The sequence below is a fragment of the Streptomyces inhibens genome (genome assembly GCF_022221585.1).
GTDB lineage: Bacteria > Actinomycetota > Actinomycetes > Streptomycetales > Streptomycetaceae > Streptomyces > Streptomyces inhibens.
Genome location: NZ_CP084681.1, coordinates 7030053 through 7053114 on the forward strand (window position 1 = coordinate 7030053; position 23062 = coordinate 7053114).

A 23062-nucleotide genomic window follows, 5' to 3' on the forward strand; every position below is an offset into this window, starting at 1 on the left:
ACACCGTCGCGGGCGGAGGCCCGGCAACTGACGCTCTGTCTCTTGCCGCCTCCGCCCGTGGCACGTGAGAGTGCTCGCCATGGCTGATCTTTCGCGGCGTGCGCTGCTCCGAGGTGCGGGCGCAATGGGTGTGACGGGGGCGCTGGCCGCCATGACCGGATGCGGGGTGCCGCCCGCGTACGTCGAGGCGGCGGACCGGGGGAGCACGGACCGCTCGGCGCGGGACCGCAAGATCGTCTTCGCCAACTGGCCGCTCTACATCGACGTCGACGACCACGACAAGCAGCGCCGGCCCACCCTTGACGCGTTCGAGCGGCGCAGCGGGATCTCCGTGACCTACACCGAGGAGATCAACGACAACGACGAGTTCTTCGGCAAGATCAGCCCCGCCCTGATGAACCACCAGAGCACCGGCCGCGACCTGATCGTCATCAGCGACTGGATGTGCGCCCGGTTCGTCCGCCTGGGATGGGTCCAGAAGATGGACCGGGCCGCCCAGCCGCATGTCGCCAAGTACCTCGATCCGCTGCTGCGCACCCCGCACTTCGACGAGGGCCGTACGCACTCCGTGCCCTGGCAGTCCGGGATCACCGGGATCGCCTACAACCGCAAGAAGCTCGGCCGGGAGATCAAGCACACCTCCGACCTGTGGAAGGACGATCTGCGCGGCCGGGTCACCCTGCTCTCCGGGCTCGATGAATCGTTCGCGATGCTCATGCAGGGCAATGGCGTCGACATCACCCGCTGGACGGCCGACGACTTCCACCGGATGACCGACCAGGTACGCGGCCTGGTGAGCAAGGGCCACATCAGGCGGTTCACCGGCAACGACTACATCAAGGACCTGGACTCCGGGGACGTGCTCGCCGCGCAGGCCTACTCCGGCGATGTGATCCAACTCCAGGCGGACAACCCGGACATCGAGTTCGTGGTGCCGCAGGAGGGCGCCGAGCTGTGGGCGGAGAGCCTGATGATCCCCAACCTCGCGGACCACAAGCGCGACGCCGAGCGGCTGATCGACTACTACTACCGGCCGGAGGTCGCCGCGGATCTGGCGGCCTGGGTCAACTACGTGTGCCCCGTGCCGGCCGCGCGTGAGGTCCTCGCCTCCTCCAAGGACAAGGAACGCGCCGCGCTCGCCGAGGACCCGCTGATCTTCCCCGATGACGCGATGCGCAAGCGGCTGGCCATCGCCCGTGACATCACCGCCAAGGAGCGGACCGCATTCGCCAAGGAGTGGAACGGGATCGTGGGGCTATAGGGGCGGACGCCCCGGGCGGAGCTCGGTGACCGTGCTCGCTGCAGTCCGCGCTGATGGTTCCCGATGTGCGATGTGCGATGTGATGCGCGAGGGGCGATCGCGATGTCAGGTCCGGCCGTGGTGGAGGTCCCGCAGTGGCAGGGATCGGAGGCGAATCCGAGCGCGGCCCGTGCGGCGCTGGAGCGGGTGGACGAACCGGTCGCCGTGACGGTGGGCGGGGACCGCGGGGTGGAACTGGCGCCGATCGAACGGGCCCACGGCCGGCACGGTGACCGGCCGGCGGTGGTGTGGTTCGAGGAACCGGCCCGATCGTCGGAGGCGACGACCGGTGGGCGGGCTGCGGTTCATGGCGTGCGCCGGGGCGAAGGTGGTGCCGGTCCTTCCGCCGGCAGGGGCGACCGGGAAGCGGCGCGGGCCAGATGGCCAGCGGCCGACTCTGCCAAGGTGCGGATGGCCGGGTGCCAGGGGCGGGCGTGCGGGCCGGTCAGTACGAGGCGGCGCGAGGTCTGGGGCCTCAGCGGCAGCAGGATCAGGTCAGGAGGGATCAGCGAGCGGGAGACCTCGGACAGGACGGTCACGCCGATGCCAGCCTGCACCATGCTGATCAGGGTGGCCAGGTCCCGGACCCGGTGAGCGGGTGTGAAGCGCAGCCCGGCCAGGCTGTGGATCGCGCGGATGCGGGCTTCGCAGCCGTTGGGCGAGATCAGGAACTGGTCGTCCTCCAGATCGCGGATGTCGATGAACGGCTCGTCCGCCAAGGGGTGGTCGCGGGGCAGCACGGCCCGGTAGTAGTCCGTGGCGAGCTGGATGCCGGGGCCGGGCTGGGGGCACCTCCCAGCGGTAGCCGGGGGAGGGTCGATCAGTACGGCGACATCGGCCGTTCCGTCCTCCAGCCAGGCCGAGACCTCGGCGCTGTCGCCCTCGAAGACCCGCACGGTGATCCGTGGCTGGTCCTCGCGCCAGTGCCGGAGCAGGCCGGGGATCAGCCCCTGGCAGACCGTTGGTGTGGAGGCCAGCCGCACGGTGCCGGTCATGGTCTCGGTGGCATCGGCCGCGATCTGCTCCACCGACCGGGCCGCCGACAGCGCGATACGGGCGTGCGGCAGGACCCGGTCCCCGAGCGCCGTGGTCCGCACCGGGGTGGCGCGGACCAGCAGCGGGGCGGTCAACTCGCGTTCCAGGGAGGCGACGGCGTGCGACACCGCCGATTGACTCATGCCCAGCTCGGCGGCGGCGGCGCTGAAGCCGCCCGCATCGACGACGGCGAGGAAGGCCCTCAGCTGGGGAAGGTTCACGGTCATGCAGCGGCCTCATATACCTATGACACGTATGCGTTGGATCTATGGTGCCAGGTTCGGTGACGCTTGCTCCGTGCCGCCAACTCCGGCGGAAACACACCCACTACGTACCGAGGAGAGGCATGCCGTACCTCCGGGTCACCGTCACCGATCCCGACCTCCCCACCGACGTCCAGCGCACCCTTGCCGAGGGGCTGACCCGGCTGGCGGTCTCGGTCCTGCACAAGTCCAGCGCGCGAACCATCGTCCACATCAACCTCGTTCCGGCCGGCAGCTACTACGTCGATGGCAAGCCCCTGACCGGCGGCCGCGATGCGCACATCGAGGCCAGCATCACCGTGGGCACGAACAGCGCCGCGGAGAAGGCCTCCTTCATCGCCAAGGCCGGTGCGCTGCTGTCGGACACCCTCGGCCCGCTCCCACGGTGCGGCGTCGCGCTGCACGAACTGCACCCCGAGAGCTACGGCTACAACGGGGTGACCCAATTCGACTACTACCGCCGGGCGGGGGACGTGCCGGCTGCCGCCGCTGCTCGCTGAGCTGCCTGTCGTCGGCCGAGCTGCGCCGACCGGGCACCGGCCGTGCCCTGCACCAGAGGCCGCAGGGCGGCGACACGGTTGGTGGTGACCGCATCGACCCCGGCGCGCAGCAGGCGGCGGACCGCGCGCGGAGTGTCGACGGTCCAGGCCGCGCAGGCGTACCCGTCGTCGTGTGCACGGCGGACCAGATCCGCCGTCACCAGGCCGAAGTGGTAGTTCAGCCAGCGCGGCCGGATCCGGTCCAGCAGCGCCGGGCGGGGCGGAGCCGCACGGGACCAGGACAGGGCGAGCTCGGCGTCCGGGTCCTCGGCGCGTACGGCGAGCATGGCGAGCCCGCCGCCGCAGTAGTACACGCGGTCCGCGGCGCCCGATTCATGGACCTCGGCGACCGCGGCGTACGCGGCCGAGGGGTCGGGGAGATCGATCAGCGCGCGGGCCGCGGGGTAGCCGGCGGTCAGCGCGAGGGCGTCCCGCAGCGTGGGCACACCGCCCGCCGTCACATCGCCGACCTCGGTGAAGGTCAGGGACGACAGCGGGCGGTCGTGGCCCCACAGCCGCTTGAGCGTGGCGTCGTGCAGCAGGACCGGGGTGCCGTCGGCGGTGCGGCGGACATCGATCTCGACGGCGTCCGCCCCCGCCGCCAGCGCGCTGCGCAGCGAGGCGAGGGTGTTCTCGCGGTAGGCGTACGGGTCGCCGCGGTGGCCGATGAGCGCCGGGCGCCGGGCGCCCGCAGCCTCCGATGCGGGCGCCGCCTCCCGGGCGGGCGTCGCCCTCGCTACCCGCGCCACGTCGCCGTGTAGGTGTCGATCTCGGCCGCCAGCCGCGCCTTGGCCGGCGCGTCCATGAAGGAGGCCGCGACGGCGTTCTTGGCGAGGCCGGCCAGCCCGGCGGTGTCCAGGCCCAACAGCCGGGCGGCGACGCCGTATTCGGTGTTGAGATCCGTGCCGAACATCGGCGGGTCGTCGCTGTTGATGGTGACCAGCACGCCCGCGTCGACCATCTCCTTGAGGGGGTGCTCGTCCAGGGTGCGCACCGCGCGGGTGGCGATGTTGGAGGTGGGGCAGACCTCCAGCGGGATGCGGTGCTCGGCGAGATGGGCCAGCAGCTTGGGGTCCTGGGTGGCGCTGGTGCCGTGGCCGATGCGCTCGGCACGGAGCTCGGTGAGCGCGTCCCAGATCGTGCCGGGGCCGGTGGTCTCTCCGGCATGCGGTACCGAATGCAGACCGGCCGCGAGGGCGCGGTCGAAGTATGGCTTGAACTGCGGGCGCGGCACGCCGATCTCCGGGCCGCCGAGACCGAACGAGACCAAGCCCTCGGGCTGCAGGTCACAGGCGATCCTCGTGGTCTCCTCCGCGGCCTCCAGGCCCGCCTCGCCGGGGATGTCGAAGCACCAGCGCAGCACCACGCCCAGCTCGGACTCCGCCGCCTTGCGGGCGTCCTCGATGGCCTCGACGAACGCGGCGTCGGGGATGCCGCGCCTGGTCGAGCTGAAGGGGGTGATGGTCAGCTCGGCGTAGCGGATGTTCTGCCGCGCCATGTCCCAGGCGACCTCGTACGTCAGCAGCCGGACGTCCTCGGCGTCACGGATCAGGTCCACGACGGAGAGGTAGACCTCGATGAAGTGCGCGAAGTCGCGGAAGGTGAAGTAGTCGACCAGCGCTTCGGGGTCGGTGGGGACGGCGGAGTCGGGGTGCCGGGCGGCGAGCTCGGCGACGATACGCGGCGAGGCCGATCCGACGTGGTGGACGTGCAGCTCCGCCTTGGGCAGGCCCGCGATGAAGGCATCGAGATCGGACAACGGTTCCTCCTGGTCAAGGTGTGTGCAGGGCGCACGGAACGGCCTGGCCATGCTATGCGGGGCGGTGGAGCGGCCACGGACCAAGGTCCGCAATCGGTCACCCCTGCTCCGCCGCGGCCCCCTCCCGCAGTCGCTGGCGGGCCTCCATCAGTGCGAAGCCCAGGAGATTGAGCCCCCGCCAGCGGGCCGGGTTCAGGGCGCGCTCGTCGTCGGCGGCGAGGCCGATGCCCCATATACGGTCCAGCGGGCTGGCCTCGACCAGCACCCGGGAGTTCGTGCCCAGCAGAAACTCCCGGAGCGCGGGATGCTGTCCGAATTTGTGGATGCTGCCCTCGATGACCAGGTCGAAGCGGCGCTGCCGCCAGATCTCCTCGTCGAAGCCGCGGACCGTACGCCCGGCGTCCTTGGCCTGTTTGGGGTGGACCGCGGCCATGGCCCGGCGCTCGGCCTCCGCGTCGTCGAACAGCCGGGCCTTGCCGGCCATCATCCAGTGCTCCGCGGTGGCGTACTCGGCCCCGTCGACCGTGAAGGGGGAGGGCCACCACTGGCTGAAGCAGCTCGCGCCGAGGCTGCCGTCGCGCCGCGGGCTGTGACCCCAGAAGTGGACGTATCTGACGCGCTCGCCGGCGGCCGTCGCCGAGAGAAGTTCCTCGACCGAGCGCGGCCCGTCCGCGGCCCGGCCGGCCATGATCCCCGTGTTGATCCCCGTGTCGTGCATCATGCCGGGATTCTGTCAGCGGGCACTGACAACGTGTCGGGGCCCGAACCGCGAAAATCACAGAATTCGTCGCGTAACCAAAAGGCAACAACGGAATCCCTTGTTGAGGATGCCTTCCTCTGTCAAGATCGGCCATCAATTCCGGAAGCAGCTACGCCAGGCAGTGCCGCTGAGCGGCCCCGGCGCCCGGCGGAGGAGAGCACCATGGATCACCGGTTCGATGTCAACGAGCGATTCGCCGAGGGCGCGCAATTCATCGCGGGCAGCCTCCGCAGCGGCAGTTCCGGACGTACCCAGGCCGTCGTGGACCCGGCGACCGGCGAGACGGTCCACACCTACGAACTCGCAGGTGCGGCGGATGTGGACGCGGCCGTGGAGGCCGCGGAGCGGGCGTTCGTGGAATGGGGCGGCGCCACGCCCGGCGAGCGCTCCGACACCCTGCACCGCTTCGCCGCGGCGCTCGCCGAGGACGCCGCCGATCTCGCCTACGCCGAATCGCTGAACTGCGGAAAGCCGATCAAGCTCAGCAAGGAGTTCGACGTACCGGGCACGATCGACAACGCCGCGTTCTTCGCCGGCGCAGCCCGCCATCTGGAGGGCAAGGCGGCCGGCGAATACAGCGCCGACCACACCTCGGTCATCCGCCGCGAACCCATTGGCGTCGTCGGCTCCATCGCACCGTGGAACTATCCGCTGCAGATGGCCGCCTGGAAGGTGCTGCCGGCCATCGCGGCGGGCAACACCATCGTCCTCAAGCCCGCCGAGATCACCCCGCTCACCTCGCTGCTGTTCGCGCAGGCCGCACAGCGCGCGGGGCTGCCGGACGGCGTGCTCAACATCGTCTCCGGGGCGGGCCGGGACGCCGGTGAGCGCCTCGTCGGCCACCGCTCCGTCGCGATGACCTCCTTCACCGGCTCGACCGCAGTGGGCAAGCGCGTCGCCGAGATCGCCACCGGTACCGTCAAGCGGCTGCACCTCGAACTCGGCGGCAAGGCCCCCTTCGTCGTCTTCGACGACGCGGACCTGGAGGCCGCCGTCCACGGAGCGGTCGCCGGAGCGTTGATCAACACCGGCCAGGACTGCACCGCCGCCACCCGTGCCTACGTCCAGCGCCCGCTCTACGACGCGTTCGTCAGCGGCGTCGCCGACCTGATGGCGACCGTACGGCTCGGCGACCCCTTCGACCCGTCCACCGACCTGGGCCCGCTGATCTCGCACGCCCAGCGCGACCGGGTGGCCGCCTTCGTCGACCGGGCGCGCGGGTACGCCACCGTCGTCACCGGCGGTGAGGCGCCCCAGGGAGAGCTGGCCAAGGGCGCGTACTACCGGCCCACCCTGGTCGCCGGGGCCGCGCAGGACAGCGAGATCGTGCAGTCCGAGATCTTCGGTCCGGTGCTGGTCGTGCTGCCCTTCGACAGCGACGACGAGGGCATCGCGCTCGCCAATGACACCCCCTACGGGCTGGCCGCCTCCGCCTGGAGCCGGGACGTCTACCGCACCGGCCGCGCCACCCGTGAGATCAACGCGGGCTGCGTCTGGGTCAACGACCACATCCCGATCATCAGCGAGATGCCGCACGGCGGCGCCAAGGCCTCCGGCTTCGGCAAGGACATGTCGGCCTACTCCTTCGAGGAGTACACCCAGGTCAAGCACGTCATGTACGACAACACCGCGGTCGCCAGGAAGGACTGGCACCGCACGATCTTCGGGGACCGCCCGTAAGGGCCTGCCCCCGTTCACGGTGGGGCTCCCCCGTAAGGGATGCCCCACCCGACGCGGCGGGACCCGCCCCCGTCGCACCCCTGCGGCCAGCGCCGCGCGGCACTGTCACCACCGGCCGAGCGCCGGGCTCATCCCCTGAAAGGGCATTGCGCATGGAGCACCACGAGCAGCCCGAACCCTTGTCCCCGGTGGAACTCGCCGCCATGCGCCGTAGCGCCACCCACGGGCGGCTGGCCATGACCCGCCGCTCGCTGCTGCGGGCGAGCGCCTCCATGGCGGCCGCGACCGGCGGCCTGGGCGCCCTGGCGGCCTGTGGCATCCCGCCCGCGGGCCGCAACGACGCCGCCCGTTCCGAGGACCACTCCAAGGCGGAGAAGCGGATCAACTTCTCCAACTGGACCGAGTACATGGACGTCAGCGAGGACGGCAAACACCGGCCGACGCTGGACCACTTCACCCGGCGCACCGGCATCGCCGTCAAATACACCGAGGACATCAACGACAACGACGAGTTCTTCGGCAAGATCCAGGCGCAGCTCGCCGCCGGCCAGGACACCGGCCGCGATCTGATCGTGCTCACCGACTGGATGTGCGCCCGGATGATCTCGCTCGGCTGGATCCAGGAGCTGGACCCGGCCAATCTGCCGCACGCCTACGCCAACCTCTCGGCGCAGTTCCGCACCCCCGCCTGGGACCCGGGCCGGGCGCACTCCTACGTCTGGCAGGGCATCCCCGCGATCATCGCGTACAACAAGAAGGCCACCGGCGGCAGAAAGGTCGACTCGGTCAGCCAGCTGCTGGAGGACCCGAAGCTCAAGGGCCGGGTCGGCTTCCTCTCCGAGATGCGCGACAGCGTCGGTCTGACCCTGCTGGACATGGGCAAGCGCCCCGAGGACGTCACCGCTGACGACTACGACGCGGCGATAGCCCGGCTCCAGAAGGGCGTCGACTCCAAGCAGATCCGCCGCTTCACCGGCAACGACTACACCACCGATCTCGACAAGGGCGACCTCGCCGCCTGTGTGGCCTGGGCGGGCGACATCGTTCAGCTGCAGAACGACAACCCGGACATCGCCTACGCCATCCCCAAGTCCGGCTACATGACGTCCACCGACAACCTCATGGTGCCGAACAAGGCACGCCACAAGCAGAACGCCGAACGGCTCATCGACTACTTCTACGAGCCGAAGGTGGCGGCCCGGCTCGCCGCGTACATCAACTACGTCTGCCCCGTCGACGGCGTACGTGAGGAACTTGCCAAGATCGACAAGGAGGCGGCGGACAACCCGCTGATCATCCCGGACAAGGAGATGGCCGCCCGGTCCCACTCCTTCCGCGCCCTGACCGCCAAGGAGAACAAGGCGTTCAGCCAGAAGTTCTCCGACCTCACCGGCGCCTGATCCCCCCCCCACGCCCACGCCCAGGCCCGCCCGAGCCGTTTCGCCCTCCGACCCACGGGACGACCGACATGACCAAGACCGCGACCCCCCAGAGCAGCGGCGGCGATGTCCGCCTCCACGGGATAAGCAAAACCTACGGCTCCTTCACCGCCGTCCATCCGCTCGACCTCACCGTCCCCGCGGGCTCGTTCTTCGCGCTGCTCGGCGCCTCGGGCTGCGGCAAGACCACCACCCTGCGGATGATCGCCGGGCTGGAGGAGCCCACCACCGGGACCGTCGAACTGTCGGGCCAGGACGTCACCGTCCTGCCGCCCTACAAGCGCCAGGTCAACACCGTCTTCCAGAACTACGCGCTCTTCCCGCACCTGGACATCTACGAGAACGTCGCCTTCGGGCTGCGCCGGCGCGGCATCAAGTCCGTCAAGAAGCAGGTCGAGGAGATGCTCGACCTCGTCCAGCTCGGGCCGATGGCGCGCCGCAAGCCGCAGCAGCTGTCCGGCGGCCAGCAGCAGCGCGTCGCGGTCGCCCGCGCGCTGATCAACCACCCCCAGGTGCTGCTGCTCGACGAACCGCTCGGCGCCCTCGACCTCAAGCTGCGCCGCCAGATGCAGCTGGAGCTCAAGCGCATCCAGACCGAGGTCGGCATCACCTTCGTCCATGTCACCCACGACCAGGAGGAGGCCATGACGATGGCCGACACCGTGGCCGTGATGAACGGCGGCCGGGTCGAACAGCTCGGCGCCCCCGCCGACCTCTACGAGAACCCCGCCACCACCTTCGTCGCCAACTTCCTGGGCACCTCCAACCTCATCGAGGCCGAGGTCGTCGAGGCCGGCGGCGAGGAGCTGCTCCTCAAGGCCGGCGACGCCAAGCTGCGGCTGCCCGCCGGCCGATGTAGCGCCTCGGCCCGTACGGGCGAGAAGGTGCTGGCCGGCGTACGGCCCGAGAAGGTCGCGCTGAAGCACACCGACGACGCCGGCACCATCACCGAAGGCCACAACCGGCTGCCCGGCCGCATCAAGGACGCCAGCTTCATCGGCGTCTCCACGCAGTACGTCATCGAGGTGCCGGGCCTGGGTGAACTCGCCGTCTACGAGCAGAACATCGAGCGCGACGGCCGTCTCGTCCCCGGCGCCGAGATCGTGCTGCACTGGAACCCGGCGCACACCTTCGGCCTGGACGCCGCCCAGGACATCCAGGCCGGCGCGGACCTCGACGAGGAGGCCGCGTGAGCATCACCGAGACACCCGCGCCACCGGACGAGCAGGCCGAGCCCGCGCCCCTCGAAGTACGCAAGACCCCCGCCCGCAAACGCCTCGTCCCCTACTGGCTGCTGCTGCCCGGCATCCTGTGGCTGATCGTCTTCTTCGCCGCCCCGCTCGTCTACCAGGCGTCGACCTCGATCCAGACCGGCTCCCTCGAAGAGGGCTTCAAGGTCACCTGGCACTTCGCCACCTACTGGGACGCGATCGGCGAATACTGGCCGCAGTTCCTCCGCTCGGTGCTCTTCGCCGCCACCGCCACCCTGCTCTGCCTGCTCCTGGGCTACCCGCTGGCGTATCTCATCGCTTTCAAGGCCGGCCGCTGGCGCAACATCGTGATGATCCTGGTCATCGCCCCGTTCTTCACCAGCTTCCTGATTCGTACGCTTGCCTGGAAGACGATCCTGGCCGACGGCGGACCGGTCGTCGGCGTCCTGAACTCGCTGCACATCCTCGATGTCACCAGCTGGCTGGGCATCACCGAAGGACAGCGCGTGCTGGCCACCCCGCTCGCGGTGGTCTGCGGACTGACGTACAACTTCCTGCCGTTCATGGTCCTGCCGCTCTACACCTCGCTGGAGCGCATCGACCCGCGCCTGCACGAGGCCGCCGGCGACCTCTACGCCCGCCCGTCCACCACCTTCCGCCGGGTGACCTTCCCGCTGTCCATGCCCGGAGTCGTCGCGGGCACCCTGCTCACCTTCATCCCGGCCGCCGGTGACTACATCAACGCCGAACTGCTGGGCTCCACCGACCAGAAGATGATCGGCAACGTCATCCAGTCGCAGTTCCTGAGGGTCCTGGACTACCCGACCGCCGCCGCGCTCTCCTTCATCCTCATGGCGGCCATCCTCGCCATGGTCACGATCTACATCCGCAAGTCCGGGACGGAGGATCTGGTCTGATGGCCGTCCACGAGACCACCGAGAACACCAAGACCACCGCGGCCACCGCGGCCCGCACCCCCAACCGGGGCCTGCGCTGGCTGCGCCGCCACATCATCACGATCGCGGGCCTGTGCACGCTGGGCTATCTGATCCTGCCCAACATCGTCGTGATGGTCTTCTCCTTCAACAAGCCCAACGGCCGCTTCAACTACCAGTGGCAGCGCTTCTCCACGGACGCCTGGAGCGATCCGTGCGGCGTCGCCGACCTGTGCGGTTCGCTCGGGCTGAGCCTGCAGATCGCCCTGTGGGCCACCATCGGCGCGACCGTACTCGGCACCATGATCGCGTTCGCGCTGGCCCGCTACCGCTTCCGCGCCCGCTCCGGCGTCAACACCCTGATCTTCCTGCCGATGGCGATGCCCGAGGTCGTGATGGCCGCCTCGCTGGCGACCCTCTTCCTCAACATGGGCATCCAGTTCGGCTTCTGGACGATCCTCATCGCGCACATCATGTTCTGCCTGAGCTTTGTCGTCACCGCCGTCAAGGCGCGCGTGATGAGCATGGACCCGCGTCTGGAACAGGCCGCCCAGGACCTCTACGCCTCACCCGTTCAGACGTTCCTGCGGGTGACGCTGCCGATCGCGGCCCCCGGTATCGCCTCCGGCGCGCTGCTGTCCTTCGCCCTCTCCTTCGACGACTTCATCATCACCAACTTCAACGCCGGCTCCACCGTGACCTTCCCCATGTTCGTCTGGGGATCGGCACAGCGGGGCACACCCGTTCAGATCAATGTCATCGGTACGGCGATGTTCCTGGTCGCCGTGTTGTGCGTAGTCGTCGGCCAGTTGGCCGGCAAACGCCGCAAGAGGAGCTGAGAACCATGGCACGAGCTGCCATGAACCCGTCCCCCGTCCACGCGCTCGCGGACGCCGCCCCCACCCCCTTCTGGCTCGACGACCCCGACCGCCCCGACGCCCGGCCCGCCCTCGTCGGCGACGAGACCTGCGATCTGCTGGTCGTCGGCGGCGGCTACTCGGGGCTGTGGACCGCGCTGATCGCCAAGGAACGCGACCCGGAGCGCGATGTCGTCCTCATCGAGGGCGCCGAGATCGGCTGGGCCGCCTCCGGGCGCAACGGCGGCTTCTGCGCCGCCTCCCTCACCCACGGCCTCGGCAACGGAATGGCCCGCTGGCCCGGCGAACTCACCAAGCTCGAAGAGCTCGGCATCCGCAACCTCGACGCCATCGGGGAAGCCGTCGCCCGCTACGACATCGACTGCGCCTTCGAGCGCACCGGCGAGATCGACATCGCCACCGAGCCCCACCAGATCGCCGAACTCAAGGAAGCCGCTGAGGACGCCGCCAAGCTCGGCCTCGACCGGCACACCTTCCTCGACGAGGACGAACTGCGCGCCCAGGTCGACTCACCGACCTTCCGCGCCGGCCTGTGGGACCGCGACGGCGTCGCCATGCTCAACCCGGCCCGCCTCGCCTGGGGCCTGAAGAAGGCGTGCCTCGGCCTCGGCGTCCGCATCTACGAGCGCACCCGCGCCACCGCCCTCGCCTCCGAAGGCACGGGCATGGCCGTCCGCACCCCCTACGGCCGGGTCTTCGCCCGCCATGTCGCGCTCGGCACCAACGCGTTCCCGTCGCTGGTCCGCCGGGTACGCCCGTACATCGTCCCGGTCTACGACCACGCCCTGATGACCGAGCCGCTGACCGACGAGCAGCTCGCCGCCATCGGCTGGAAGAACCGCCAGGGTCTCGCCGACAGCAACAACCACTTCCACTACTTCCGCATCACCGCCGACAACCGCATCCTGTGGGGCGGCTACGACATCGTCTACCGCTACCGCGGCGGCGTACGCGCCGAATACGACCACCACCCGGCCACCTACGAGAAGCTCGCCCGGCACTTCTTCCGCTGCTTCCCGCAGCTGGAGGGGCTGCGCTTCAGCCACACCTGGGGCGGCGCCATCGACACCTGTTCCCGCTTCTCCGCCTTCTTCGGCACCGCACACGCCGGCCGGGTCGCCTACGCCGCCGGCTACACCGGGCTCGGCGTGGGGTCCACCCGCTTCGGCGCCGAGGTGATGCTCGACCTGCTCTCCGGTGAGCGCACCGAGCGTACGGAGCTGGAGATGGTCCGCAGCAAGCCGCTGCCGTTCCCGCCCGAGCCGCTGCGCTGGGCCGGCATCGGCATCACCCAGTGGTCGATGACCCGCGCCGACAACCACGGCGGCCGCCGCAATCTGTGGCTGAAGGCCATGGACAAGGTGGGGCTGGGCTTCGACAGCTGACGCACCATGAGGGGGCGGGCGGCCTGGCGCCGCACGCCCCCACATGCAGCAATAAGCCGTCGTCCGCCCGCCCAGCCATCCGGGAATCTACTCACCCCGCTGGACGCGACCCGTCCCGCATCATTCCTGCCGCGATTCCCGTCCCTGCCGCGATTCCCGTCCCTGCCGCGATTCCCGTCCCTGCTGTGATTCCCGCTCCTACTGCCTGCGATTCCCGCCCCTGCTGCCGCGGGCGCCCGACCACCCGTCGCACACCGCGCACCACACCGCGAGCAGCACCCCGGCCAGGCACCAGCTGCCGAGCACATCCAGCGGCCAGTGATAGCCCCTGCGTACCAGCCCGATGCCGACGCCGACGTTGAGCAGGACGACCCCGGCAGCGACCGTGAGCGTGAGCGCGCCGGTGGCCGGGCGGTCCGCCCGCGTGCCCCGCCGGCCGCGGGTCAGCAACAGCGCGGCCACGCCGTACGCGACGGCCGCCGTGGCGCCATGCCCCGACGGATAGAAGCCGTCGTGCGCCCCGCCGGCCATCTGCGGCGGGCCCGGCCGGGCGAGCCACAGCTTCAGCGGGACGACCAACGCGGGCACCACGGCGAGCGCGAGCCCGGCGGCGAGCGACGGCACCCACCACCGCACGGAGGTGCCACCGTCGTCGGCCCCCCGATCCCCCTTCTCGCCGCGCTGTCCCTGCCGTCCGTGCCATCCCTGCCGCCCCCGCCATCCCCGCCACCCGGCCCACACCAGGACGACCGCCAGCACCGGCAGCGCGACGACCGTATTGCCGAGATCGGCGAAGAACTCGGCGAGCCCGGAGGGGATGCCGATGCCGCCGGCGGCGACCGTGCGGCCGAGCCGTTCGTCGAGGGTGCGCAGCGGGCCGTGGTCCGCCACCTGCCAGGTGATCGCGGCGAAGAACAGCGCGCAGAGCAGGCCGACCGACAGGGGCGAGAAACGGCGGGGGCCGGGGACAGAACCCGGGAAAAGGGTCGGCCGCCTCGGAACAGGGGGGGTGGTTCCGAGGCGGCCGCGCTGACCGGTGTCCCGCGCGCCCCGGGGGGTGTGGGGCGGGCGGACATCCGATCGGTGAGGATTCCCGGAACCAGAAGCTCCGGTGTTGTGCGCGAGGGCACGGCCTGATCGGAGCCGGGGAAGCGCCGACCGGGCGTCGCTCGCAGTCCCCTGCGAGCGGGGTGTTTCTCTCATCTGCAGAAACCGTACGGCACGGGGAGCGCACCTGACAGGCGCATCACCTGGCCGCCATTGGCCCCGCACATCTTCTTCACTCCATGCCTCCAGCTACGCGCGTCCGCCCAGAAATGCACACAGAAATGCACACAGAAATGCATACAGAAAGGGACACGGAAGGGGCACAGAAAGGGACGCGGGGTGGCGCACCCAAGGGCGCGGCGAGCCGGCACACACACCGGTACGGCCCCGGCACACGAACAGGCGCCGCCCCGGCACACGAAGCCGCGCCGCCCGGCAGAGCGACCCCGGCGCCGCCCCCGCACACAAACGGGTCCGGCCCGGGGCACGACATGAAGCCGTGCCCCGGGCCGGACCGGACCAGCTCAGACCGGATCGGACCAGGTCAGGCCGGATCGGACCAGCTCAGACCGGACCGGACCGGACCGGATCAGAGCTTGGCGAACACCGCCTCAAGGATGTCCAGACCCTCGTTGAGCAGGTCCTCGCCGATCACCAGCGGCGGCAGGAAGCGCAGCACATTGCCGTACGTACCGGTCGTCAGCACCAGCAGGCCCTCCTGGTGGCAGCCCTTGGCGAGCGCGCCGGTGGCCTCCGGGTTCGGGTCCTTGGAGCCGGACTTCACCAGCTCGATCGCGATCATCGCGCCGCGGCCGCGGACCTCGCCGATGATGTCGTACTTCTCCGCCATCGCGCTCAGGCGCGCCTTCATGATCTCGCCGATGCGCAGCGCCTTGGCGTTCAGGTCCTGCTCGCGCATGGTCTCGATCGAGCCGAGCGCCGCGGCGCAGGCCACCGGGTTACCGCCGTAGGTGCCGCCGAGGCCACCCGCGTGCGCGGCGTCCATGATCTCCGCACGGCCGGTGACGGCAGCCAGGGGCAGACCACCGGCAATGCCCTTGGCCGTGGTGATCAGGTCCGGCACGATGCCCTCGTCCTCGCACGCGAACCACTGGCCCGTACGGCAGAAGCCGGACTGGATCTCGTCGGCGACGAAGACGATGCCGTTCTCCTTCGCGAAGTTCGCGATGGCGGGCAGGAAGCCCTTGGCCGGCTCGATGAAGCCGCCCTCACCGAGCACCGGCTCGATGATGATCGCCGCGACGTTCTCCGCGCCGACCTGCTTGGTGATCTGCGAGATGGCCTGGTCGGCGGCCTCCTGCGCGCAGTTCTCCGGGCCGGTCAGCCAGCGGTAGGGGTAGGCCAGCGGGACGCGGTAGACCTCGGGCGCGAACGGGCCGAAGCCGTGCTTGTACGGCATGTTCTTGGCGGTGAGCGCCATCGTCAGGTTCGTCCGGCCGTGGTAACCGTGGTCGAAGACGACGACCGCCTGGCGCTTGGTGTACGCACGGGCGATCTTGACGGCGTTCTCGACGGCCTCCGCGCCGGAGTTGAACAGCGCCGACTTCTTGGCGTGGTCGCCCGGCGTCAGCTCGGCCAGCTGCTCACAGACCTCGATGTACGGCTCGTACGGCGTCACCATCACACAGGTGTGGGTGAAGTCGGCGAGCTGCGCGGTGGCCCGGCGGACGACCGCCTCCGCGCTGTTGCCGACCGAGGTCACCGCGATGCCGGAGCCGAAGTCGATCAGAGAGTTGCCGTCCACGTCCTCCAGGACACCGCCGCCCGCGCGCTTCACGAAGACAGGCAGCACGGCGCCGACACCACTGGCCACCGTGGCCTGCTTACGGGCCCACAGCTCCTGCGACTTCGGGCCGGGGATCGCGGTGACGACGCGACGCTCCTGGGCGAGGGCGGGGCCTCCGGACAGTTCGGTCATGGCAGTCTCCTGGGGGTGGAACGGGGACGTACAGAAGTGTTGTTCTCGCAGGCTAGGGGCGCGCGGGCGGGTCTGGCATGTTCCGTTCGGGAGAAGTGCGCGTGTTGCGTTGTCCGCACCGGACATAGCGACGGCCCGCGGCCAGTAGATTGAGCGACGGCGTGCCCGGCAGCGGAGGGCACGAGCGCGGGCATGACAATAGGCAGGGCCGCCGACCGACACGGCGGCCGGCCCACCATGCAACAGGCCACGGCTCAAGGGGGACAAGGGGCACCGGATGGACACCGAGGGCACGCACGACGCACGCAACACCCGCTCCGATCATGTCCCGCGGCCGGCGGCACCCCCGGACGTGCCACCGCGGCCCAGTGCGCCTCCGCGGTTCACCGACGCCCCCGTGGCAGGCGGTGGAGCCGCGGCGCCCGGCGTATCCGCACGAGCGGGCGAGGCTCCGCAGTCCCCGTTCATGGCCTGGCTGAGCGCTCCGCGTGTCCTGGCAGGGCCGGGTGTCTGGGCCTTCGAGCACAAACCCAAACCGAAGGACGAGCCGCAAGAGATTGCGGTGCCGCAGCTCATCGCCGGGGCGGTGATTTCGTTTCTCTGCGCATGGCTGATCTGGTCGCTGCTGATGAACGATTACCTCGGGCCCTACTGGAAATGGCCGCGCGAGGTGATGTTGCCCGATTCATGGAAGACGGGAAATGCCAACATCGTCTCGTCGTTCGTGTACATGGCGCTCGTTCTCGGCGCGATCGTCATCGTCTTCGGCCGGGTGGGCCGATGGCCTGCGCTCTTCCGCCGGTTGCTCGCCCCCTTGGCGAATCGCGTATGGGGCAGGCTCCCGTCATGGCTGGCCCCCAAGGACACGGGTTCGCTCCCGGGCGGGCAGCTGATCGCGCGTGCGGTCCTGACCTTGGTGCTCGTCTGGTTTCTCTGGCAGTGGTGCACCGACAAGACAACCGATTCGTCCGTCCTGATGCTGCAGTTGGAGAATCTGACGCCGGTATCGGGACAGCAAGAATCCTATTTCTACTACGCCACCAGCTATTCGCTGATAGACCTCGGTGTGCTGCTGGCTGTCTTCAGCAGGTTTGCATGCCTGTCCGAACTGCGGCGCCGCTATGTCTCCTCGGAGCGACGGGACAGGTCCGATGCTGGGAAGTCGGGCGAGAGTACCGCCCGGGTTCTTCAGGTCGACCAGGCCGAGTGGACCGATCTGCGTGGTGCCGGTGCTCCGGCGGCCGCCGACCGCTTGGCGTACGAAGCCCGGTCCGGACTCATGAACGACGTCGATCACGCGCGGATCACCAGGGCGTGGCAATCCGTCCGTGCGCAGCCGAGCCGTCTTGCGGCATTCATCGACAGCGTCCAGAAACATGGCGCCGCCGCGTGTCTGCATCCGTCCGGGGCACGCGATCTGACGACGCGGACCGCACGGCATGACCTTCTCACCTCACAGGTACGCATCGGCACGGCGTCCGAAGACGTACGCAATCCCTATGACCGCCGCGGCACGGGGTTCGCGCTCGAGCCGGACGTGCTCGGCACCTCGCTGCTCGCGGTCGGCCCGCCCGGCTCAGGAAAGACAACTCGCCTGGTGCGCCCGTTGGTCGAGTCCTTGTGCCTTCTGGCCCTCTCCGGGCGCGCCGCTGTCGTGTCCATCGGGACGGCCACGACGGCGCCCGCGGCCGATGACGCCTTTGACGCCGTGATCAGGGTCGGTCATCGCGATTCGGAGTGCGACCTGGACCTGTACGGCGGAACGACCGACGCCGATGAGGCGGCCGGGATTCTTGCTGAGGCGCTGGTGGGGGACTTGCCCGGGGGAGACGGGCGACGGGCGACGACCGTGCTGGGGCAGTTGTTGGGGCCGTTCCGGGTGGCACACGGGCGGTTCCCCGGGGTGCCGGAGCTACGGGAGTTGCTGGACGGTTCGCGGGAGGCGATGGCAGGGCTGCGGGCCGCGCTGGAGACAGCCGGGGAGAACAGCGCGCTGAGGGAGCTGGACGCGCGGGAGCGGCAGGCGGAGCGGCCCGGGGATGCCGGGGCTCTGCTCGCCGACCGGATCGCGCTGCTGGACCGGCCGGCCTTTGCCAAGTTCTTCGATCCGACCGGGCGTTCGCGGCAGGTGTCGCTGCGCTCCCTGGACCATCCGTTGCGGGTGAGGATCGACCTGCCCGAGCGCGGGCACGCGGATGCCTCGCGGATTCTGGCGCGGCTGGTGCTCGCGCAATTCACGGAGTGTGCGGTGGCGCGGTCGGACCGTTCGGTCTTCGCGTGCCTGGTACTTGACGACGCGTCACACGTGATCACGCAGGAGGCGCTGCGTGGGCTGCAGCGGCTGCGGTCGGCGAACGCGGGGGCGGTGTTGACCCTGCGGGCGCTGGACGACGTCCCGGAGTCACTGCGCGGTGCGCTGCTGGGTTCGGTCGGCTGCCGGATGGCGTTCGCCGGCGTGACGACCTGGGACGGGGCGCGGTTCGCGGAGGTGTGGGGCAAAGCGTGGGTGGAGACGCGGGACGTCACCGACCGGCAGATCGTCTCCGACGAGCCGTTCACCAAGGTCATGCACTCCATCCGGCGGCTGGTCACGGGGAAGAACGTGACCGCCAAGGCGGTGACGGTGCGGACGGTGGAGCGGGAGCGCTGGTCGGCTTCCGATCTCGCCAATTCGGTGCCGCCCGGGCACGCGGTGCTCTCCGTGACGTCCGTGACCGGGGAGTCGGCACCGCCGGTACTCGTCGACCTGCGCTCCTGACCGGCGGCCGGAAGTCGTCGCACCTGGCCATCACGTCCCCCAGAGAGGCGCCGGCCGCCGCGAGCTGGAGGTGAGGTTGGCGAGTGCCCGGCGGATTTGTCCGTCGTGGAGGTCCCCCGGATTCCTCCGCTGAGGCAGAATCGACACGGGTCGTTCATACGGGGCGGCGCAAACAGCTGGGCGGTGGTGTTCGATCGGGCGCCGGCGCTCGATGGCCCACCGGCCGTGATGCCCCGTGCCGGTAGGGCCGTCGGCTCCATGCCCTGGCCACCCTGGTCACCCTGGTCACCCACGCCAACGTCGTCGAAGTCATCGAAGGTCCCATGCCGCACACCCTCGCTTCCCTGGTCAACCACACCGCGCTCAAGCTGACCGTGCTTGCGGGCGAGGAGCGGCTGGACGTCCCGGTGCGCTGGGCACACGCCAGTGAGCTGATCGACCCGGTGCCGTACATGGAGGGCGGCGAGCTGCTGCTGATCACCGCGCTGAAGCTGGACGCGGAGGATCCGGAGGCGACCCGCAGGTATGTGCGGCGGGTCGCCGAGGCCGGGGTCGTCGGGCTGGGCTTCGCGGTCGGGGTCAACTACGAGGACATTCCGGATGCGCTGGTCGCGGCGGCCAGGGAGCAGGGGCTGCCGCTGCTCGGGGTGCCCCGCAGGACGCCGTTCATCGCGATCAGCAAGGCGGTCTCGGCCGCCGTCGCCGCGGACCAGTACCGCGCGGTGACCGCCGGCTTCGAGGCGCAGCGGGAGCTGACCCGGGCGGCGCTCAGCGCGGAGGGGCCGGCCGAGCTGCTGGCCAGGCTCGCCGCGCATCTGGACGGCTGGGCCGCGCTCTACGACGCGTCGGGTGCGGTGGTGGCCGCGGCCCCCGACTGGGCGGCCCGGCGGGCGGCCCGGCTCGCGGACGACGTGGGGCGGCTGCGCGAGCGACCCGCCCCTGCCAGCTCGGTGGTCAGTGACACGGACGGCGACGACCGGGTCGAGCTGCAGTCGCTGGGTACGGGCCGCCGGGCGCGCGGGGTGCTCGCGGTCGGGACCGGCGCGCCGCTCGGCACCGCCGAACGCTACGCCGTGCACTCCGCCGTCGCGCTGCTCACACTGACCACCGAGCGGTCCCGGGCGCTGCAGGACGCCGAGCAGCGGCTGGGCGCCGCGGTGCTGAAGATGCTGCTCGCGGGGGAGCCGGACCACGCCCGGGCGGTGGCCGGGCGGCTTTACGGAGGGCTGCTGGACGCGCCGTTCCGGATGGTGGTGGCCGAGCCGGTGGCCGCCGACGACCCGTCGGCCGGAGGGGCCGCGGACGCCGGGGCGCAGGGGGTACTGGACGCGCTTGCCGACGCGATGGACGCGGCGGCCGCCAGGACCGGTGAGGCGGTGCTCGTCGTGCCGGACGGTGGCCGGCTGATCGTGCTGGTCGCGGACGGCGGGGCGGCCGCGGACGCCTGTGCCGCGTACGCCGCCGAGGTCGAGGCCCGGGCCGGTGCACAGGCCCGCCCGCGCGGCCGGGCGGCCCGGAGCGAGACGGGCCACGGCGGCCCGGGCGTGGCGGTCGGGCTGTCCGCGCCGACCGGGCCGATGGCCGCCGCGAACGCCTATCGCCAGGCCGAGCAGGCGCTGTCGGTGGCCCGCCGGCGCGGCCGGACGCTGGTCGAGCACGAGGACGTGGCGGCCGGGTCGGTGCTGCCGCTGCTCGCCGACGACGCGGTCCGGGCCTTCGCCGACGGGCTGCTGCGGGCGCTGCGGGAGCACGATGCGACCGGCCGCGGCGATCTGGTGGCGTCGCTGCGCGCCTGGCTCGCCCGGCACGGCCAGTGGGACGCGGCCGCCGCCGACCTGGGCGTACACCGCCACACTCTGCGCTATCGGATGCGGAGGGTGGAGGAGATCCTGGGACGCTCGCTGGACGATGCGGATGTCCGGATGGAGCTGTGGCTGGCCCTCAAGGCGACGTCGGCGTCGCAGGGGGAGTAGGGAGAAGCGGGGGAGGAGCAGGGAATGTGAGGGGCGGGGTGTGAGGGGAGGGGCGCGAGGTCCCAGGGCGAGTAGGGCGAGTAGCGCAAGCAGGGCGCGCTTCCCCCCCCGGATCCCCCCACCCGCCCCCTCCACCACGGAGAGACCCGCCCGCTGATTACGCCGCTTCGGACAAACGCCATGACGGCGCCGCGCCCCTACGGTGGGTCAGAGTCGAAACCGCAGAGCCGCTCCCTGAGCCATGCGCACCACCCACCACTTCTGAAGGGCCGGGTTCCACTGTGCCGATCCCCACTGATGCAGCCCCCACCGCCTTTTGGCTCGCCGGCCGCAAGGCCACCGGCGAGGCCACCTTCGATGTCACCTCCCCCTGGGACGGACGTCTCGTCGGCACGGTGAGCGTTCCCACCGAGGCCCAGGTCGAGGAGGCCATCGCCGCCTCCGTCGCCGTCCAGGACGAGCTCGCCGCCACCCCCGCGCATGTACGGGCCGCGGCCCTGGACCATGTGCAGCGCCGGCTGGTGGAGCGTACGGAGGAGATCGCCCAGCTGATCTCCGCGGAGAACGGCAAGCCCATGAAGTGGGCGCGCGGCGAGGTCGGCCGGGCCGTGTCCGTGTTCCGCTTCGCGGCCGAGGAGGCCCGCCGCTTCAACGGTGGCGAGGCGCAGCGCCTGGACACCGACGCGGGCGGCGCCGGCCGGCTCGCGCTGACCCGCCGCTTCCCGCGCGGCACGGTCCTGGGCATCGCCCCGTTCAACTTCCCGCTGAACCTCTGCGCCCACAAGGTCGCCCCGGCCATCGCCGCCGGCGCCCCGATCATCCTCAAGCCGGCCCCCGCCACCCCGCTCTCCGGCCTGATCATCGGCGAGCTGCTGGCCGAGACCGAGCTGCCGGCCGGTTCCTGGTCGATCCTCCCGGTGCCCAACGAGCGGATGGAGGCGCTGGTCCAGGACGAGCGGCTGCCGGTCGTCTCCTTCACCGGCTCCGAGAAGGTCGGCTACGCCATCCTGGACTCGGTGCCGCGCAAGCACTGCACCCTGGAGCTCGGCGGCAACGGCGCGGCCGTCGTCCTGCCCGACTGGTCCTCCGAGGCGGACCTGGACTGGGCGGCGCAGCGCATCGCCACCTTCTCCAACTACCAGGGCGGCCAGTCCTGCATCTCGGTGCAGCGGGTGATCGCGGACGCGTCCGTCTACGACCGCCTGGTGCCCAAGATCGTCGCGGCCGTCGGGGCGCAGGTCACCGGTGACCCCTCCGACGACGCGACCGAGGTCGGCCCGCTGGTGAACGAGGACGCGGCCAAGCGTGTCGAGTCCTGGGTGGACGAGGCCGTCGAGCGTGGCGCGAAGCTGCTCGCGGGCGGTAAGCGCGACGGTGCCTCCTACGCGCCGACCGTGCTGGCGGACGTGCCCGCCGACGCGACGCTCGCCTGCGAAGAGGTCTTCGGCCCGGTGCTCACCATCAAGAAGGTCGACGGTGTCGACGAGGCGTTCGCAGCCGTCAACGACTCCAAGTTCGGTCTGCAGGCGGGCGTGTTCACGCACGATGTGCAGACCGCCTTCCGTGCCCACCGCGCGCTGGAGGTCGGTGGCGTGATCGTCGGCGATGTGCCGTCCTACCGCGCCGACCAGATGCCCTACGGCGGCGTCAAGCAGTCCGGTGTGGGCCGCGAGGGTGTGCGCTTCGCGATGGACGACTACACCTACGAGCGGGTGCTGGTCCTCACCGGACTGGCGCTGTAACGCTGTAACACCCGACGTCACGCAATACCCGGCGCCATGCAATACCCGGCGTCACGCAACACCCGACGTCATGCAACACCTGGCGTTATGTAACACCCGACGTCACACCCGACCCGGCCTGGACCGGTGGACAGCGACGGCCATGCCTTGGGCCGTATCACCGTCCGGGCCCCGGCCGGCGCACCCCCCGGCGCCGGCCCCTGACGCGGCGCGCTCCGGCACCCTGTTTCCGGAGCGCGCCGCGTCCCCCGTTTCTCCCCCCGGCATCGGATCCCCCGTCATGCCGGATCTTGACGGTACGGCGCGCGCACCCCCCGATTCCTCCTGTCTGAGGTGGAGCGGCGGCCGTGCCGCAAGGAGGAGCCGCGGCCGTACGTACAACCAGCGCGGTACGCCGTACCCCCCGAAGGGCCGATACG

The 23062-nt window shown here is 70.7% G+C and carries 17 protein-coding genes; 11 read left to right on the forward strand and 6 right to left on the reverse strand.

Translation table 11 applies throughout. The features are described 5' to 3' along the window. The first annotated feature begins 79 nt into the window (after window positions 1–79). Complete coding sequence (locus KI385_RS31915; protein ID WP_238575540.1) at window positions 80–1261, forward strand: polyamine ABC transporter substrate-binding protein; 1182 nt, start codon at window positions 80–82, stop codon at window positions 1259–1261. A gap of 344 nt (window positions 1262–1605) precedes the next feature. On the opposite strand, the gene KI385_RS31920 is transcribed toward KI385_RS31915, so the two are convergent. Beyond that, window positions 1606–2562, reverse strand: a complete 957-nt coding sequence (locus tag KI385_RS31920) for a LysR family transcriptional regulator (RefSeq protein ID WP_238575541.1) — start codon at window positions 2560–2562, stop codon at window positions 1606–1608. Between the two features lie 119 nt (window positions 2563–2681). Between KI385_RS31920 and KI385_RS31925 the strand changes: the two genes are divergently transcribed. Then, window positions 2682–3098, forward strand: coding sequence for a tautomerase family protein (locus KI385_RS31925; RefSeq protein WP_238575542.1), 417 nt, complete (start codon window positions 2682–2684; stop codon window positions 3096–3098). On the opposite strand, the gene KI385_RS31930 is transcribed toward KI385_RS31925, so the two are convergent. From KI385_RS31930 to KI385_RS31940, 3 genes are all read right to left on the reverse strand, one after another. After that, window positions 3053–3886 (reverse strand): glycerophosphodiester phosphodiesterase, encoded by an 834-nt coding sequence (locus tag KI385_RS31930; RefSeq protein WP_425356992.1) that lies wholly within the window; start codon window positions 3884–3886, stop codon window positions 3053–3055. The two genes, KI385_RS31925 and KI385_RS31930, sit on opposite strands and share 46 nt — an antisense overlap. Beyond that, window positions 3874–4896 (reverse strand): adenosine deaminase, encoded by a 1023-nt coding sequence (locus KI385_RS31935; RefSeq protein WP_238575543.1) that lies wholly within the window; start codon window positions 4894–4896, stop codon window positions 3874–3876. Before KI385_RS31935 ends, KI385_RS31930 begins: the two co-directional genes overlap by 13 nt. Before the next feature lie 97 nt (window positions 4897–4993). Beyond that, window positions 4994–5617 carry a riboflavin biosynthesis intermediates N-glycosidase gene (locus tag KI385_RS31940; RefSeq protein ID WP_238575544.1) on the reverse strand — a complete coding sequence of 208 codons (624 nt, stop codon included), beginning with the start codon at window positions 5615–5617 and terminating at the stop codon, window positions 4994–4996. A gap of 201 nt (window positions 5618–5818) precedes the next feature. Between KI385_RS31940 and KI385_RS31945 the strand changes: the two genes are divergently transcribed. From KI385_RS31945 to KI385_RS31970, 6 genes are all read left to right on the forward strand, one after another. Beyond that, the gene (locus KI385_RS31945) at window positions 5819–7336 is read left to right on the forward strand and encodes a gamma-aminobutyraldehyde dehydrogenase (protein ID WP_238575545.1); all 1518 of its coding nucleotides are present in this window, start codon (window positions 5819–5821) and stop codon (window positions 7334–7336) included. 152 nt (window positions 7337–7488) lie between these two features. Further along, window positions 7489–8736 (forward strand): ABC transporter substrate-binding protein, encoded by a 1248-nt coding sequence (locus tag KI385_RS31950; RefSeq protein ID WP_238575546.1) that lies wholly within the window; start codon window positions 7489–7491, stop codon window positions 8734–8736. 68 nt (window positions 8737–8804) lie between these two features. Next, window positions 8805–9968, forward strand: coding sequence for an ABC transporter ATP-binding protein (locus KI385_RS31955; RefSeq protein WP_238575547.1), 1164 nt, complete (start codon window positions 8805–8807; stop codon window positions 9966–9968). A gap of 2 nt (window positions 9969–9970) precedes the next feature. Continuing rightward, complete coding sequence (locus KI385_RS31960) at window positions 9971–10903, forward strand: ABC transporter permease (protein WP_425357110.1); 933 nt, start codon at window positions 9971–9973, stop codon at window positions 10901–10903. Next, window positions 10903–11760, forward strand: a complete 858-nt coding sequence (locus KI385_RS31965) for an ABC transporter permease (protein ID WP_238575549.1) — start codon at window positions 10903–10905, stop codon at window positions 11758–11760. The genes KI385_RS31960 and KI385_RS31965 overlap by 1 nt, the downstream gene beginning before the upstream one ends. A 5-nt stretch (window positions 11761–11765) precedes the next feature. Next, the gene (locus KI385_RS31970; RefSeq protein WP_425356993.1) at window positions 11766–13184 is read left to right on the forward strand and encodes an NAD(P)/FAD-dependent oxidoreductase; all 1419 of its coding nucleotides are present in this window, start codon (window positions 11766–11768) and stop codon (window positions 13182–13184) included. 198 nt (window positions 13185–13382) lie between these two features. Here the strand turns inward: KI385_RS31970 and KI385_RS31975 are convergent, their stop codons facing one another. Then, the gene (locus KI385_RS31975) at window positions 13383–14075 is read right to left on the reverse strand and encodes a phosphatase PAP2 family protein (protein WP_342593481.1); all 693 of its coding nucleotides are present in this window, start codon (window positions 14073–14075) and stop codon (window positions 13383–13385) included. Between the two features lie 745 nt (window positions 14076–14820). After that, window positions 14821–16170, reverse strand: a complete 1350-nt coding sequence (gene gabT / locus KI385_RS31980; RefSeq protein WP_238575551.1) for a 4-aminobutyrate--2-oxoglutarate transaminase — start codon at window positions 16168–16170, stop codon at window positions 14821–14823. A gap of 277 nt (window positions 16171–16447) precedes the next feature. Here gabT and KI385_RS31985 point away from each other — a divergent pair, with 277 nt between their 5' ends. The 3 genes from KI385_RS31985 (at window position 16448) to KI385_RS31995 (ending at window position 22643) form a co-directional block, all read left to right on the forward strand. Further along, the gene (locus tag KI385_RS31985) at window positions 16448–18928 is read left to right on the forward strand and encodes a type IV secretory system conjugative DNA transfer family protein (protein ID WP_238575552.1); all 2481 of its coding nucleotides are present in this window, start codon (window positions 16448–16450) and stop codon (window positions 18926–18928) included. 323 nt (window positions 18929–19251) lie between these two features. Then, the gene (locus KI385_RS31990; protein ID WP_238575553.1) at window positions 19252–20901 is read left to right on the forward strand and encodes a PucR family transcriptional regulator; all 1650 of its coding nucleotides are present in this window, start codon (window positions 19252–19254) and stop codon (window positions 20899–20901) included. Window positions 20902–21182: 281 nt separating this feature from the next. After that, complete coding sequence (locus tag KI385_RS31995; protein ID WP_238575554.1) at window positions 21183–22643, forward strand: aldehyde dehydrogenase family protein; 1461 nt, start codon at window positions 21183–21185, stop codon at window positions 22641–22643. The last annotated feature ends 419 nt before the right edge of the window (window positions 22644–23062 follow it).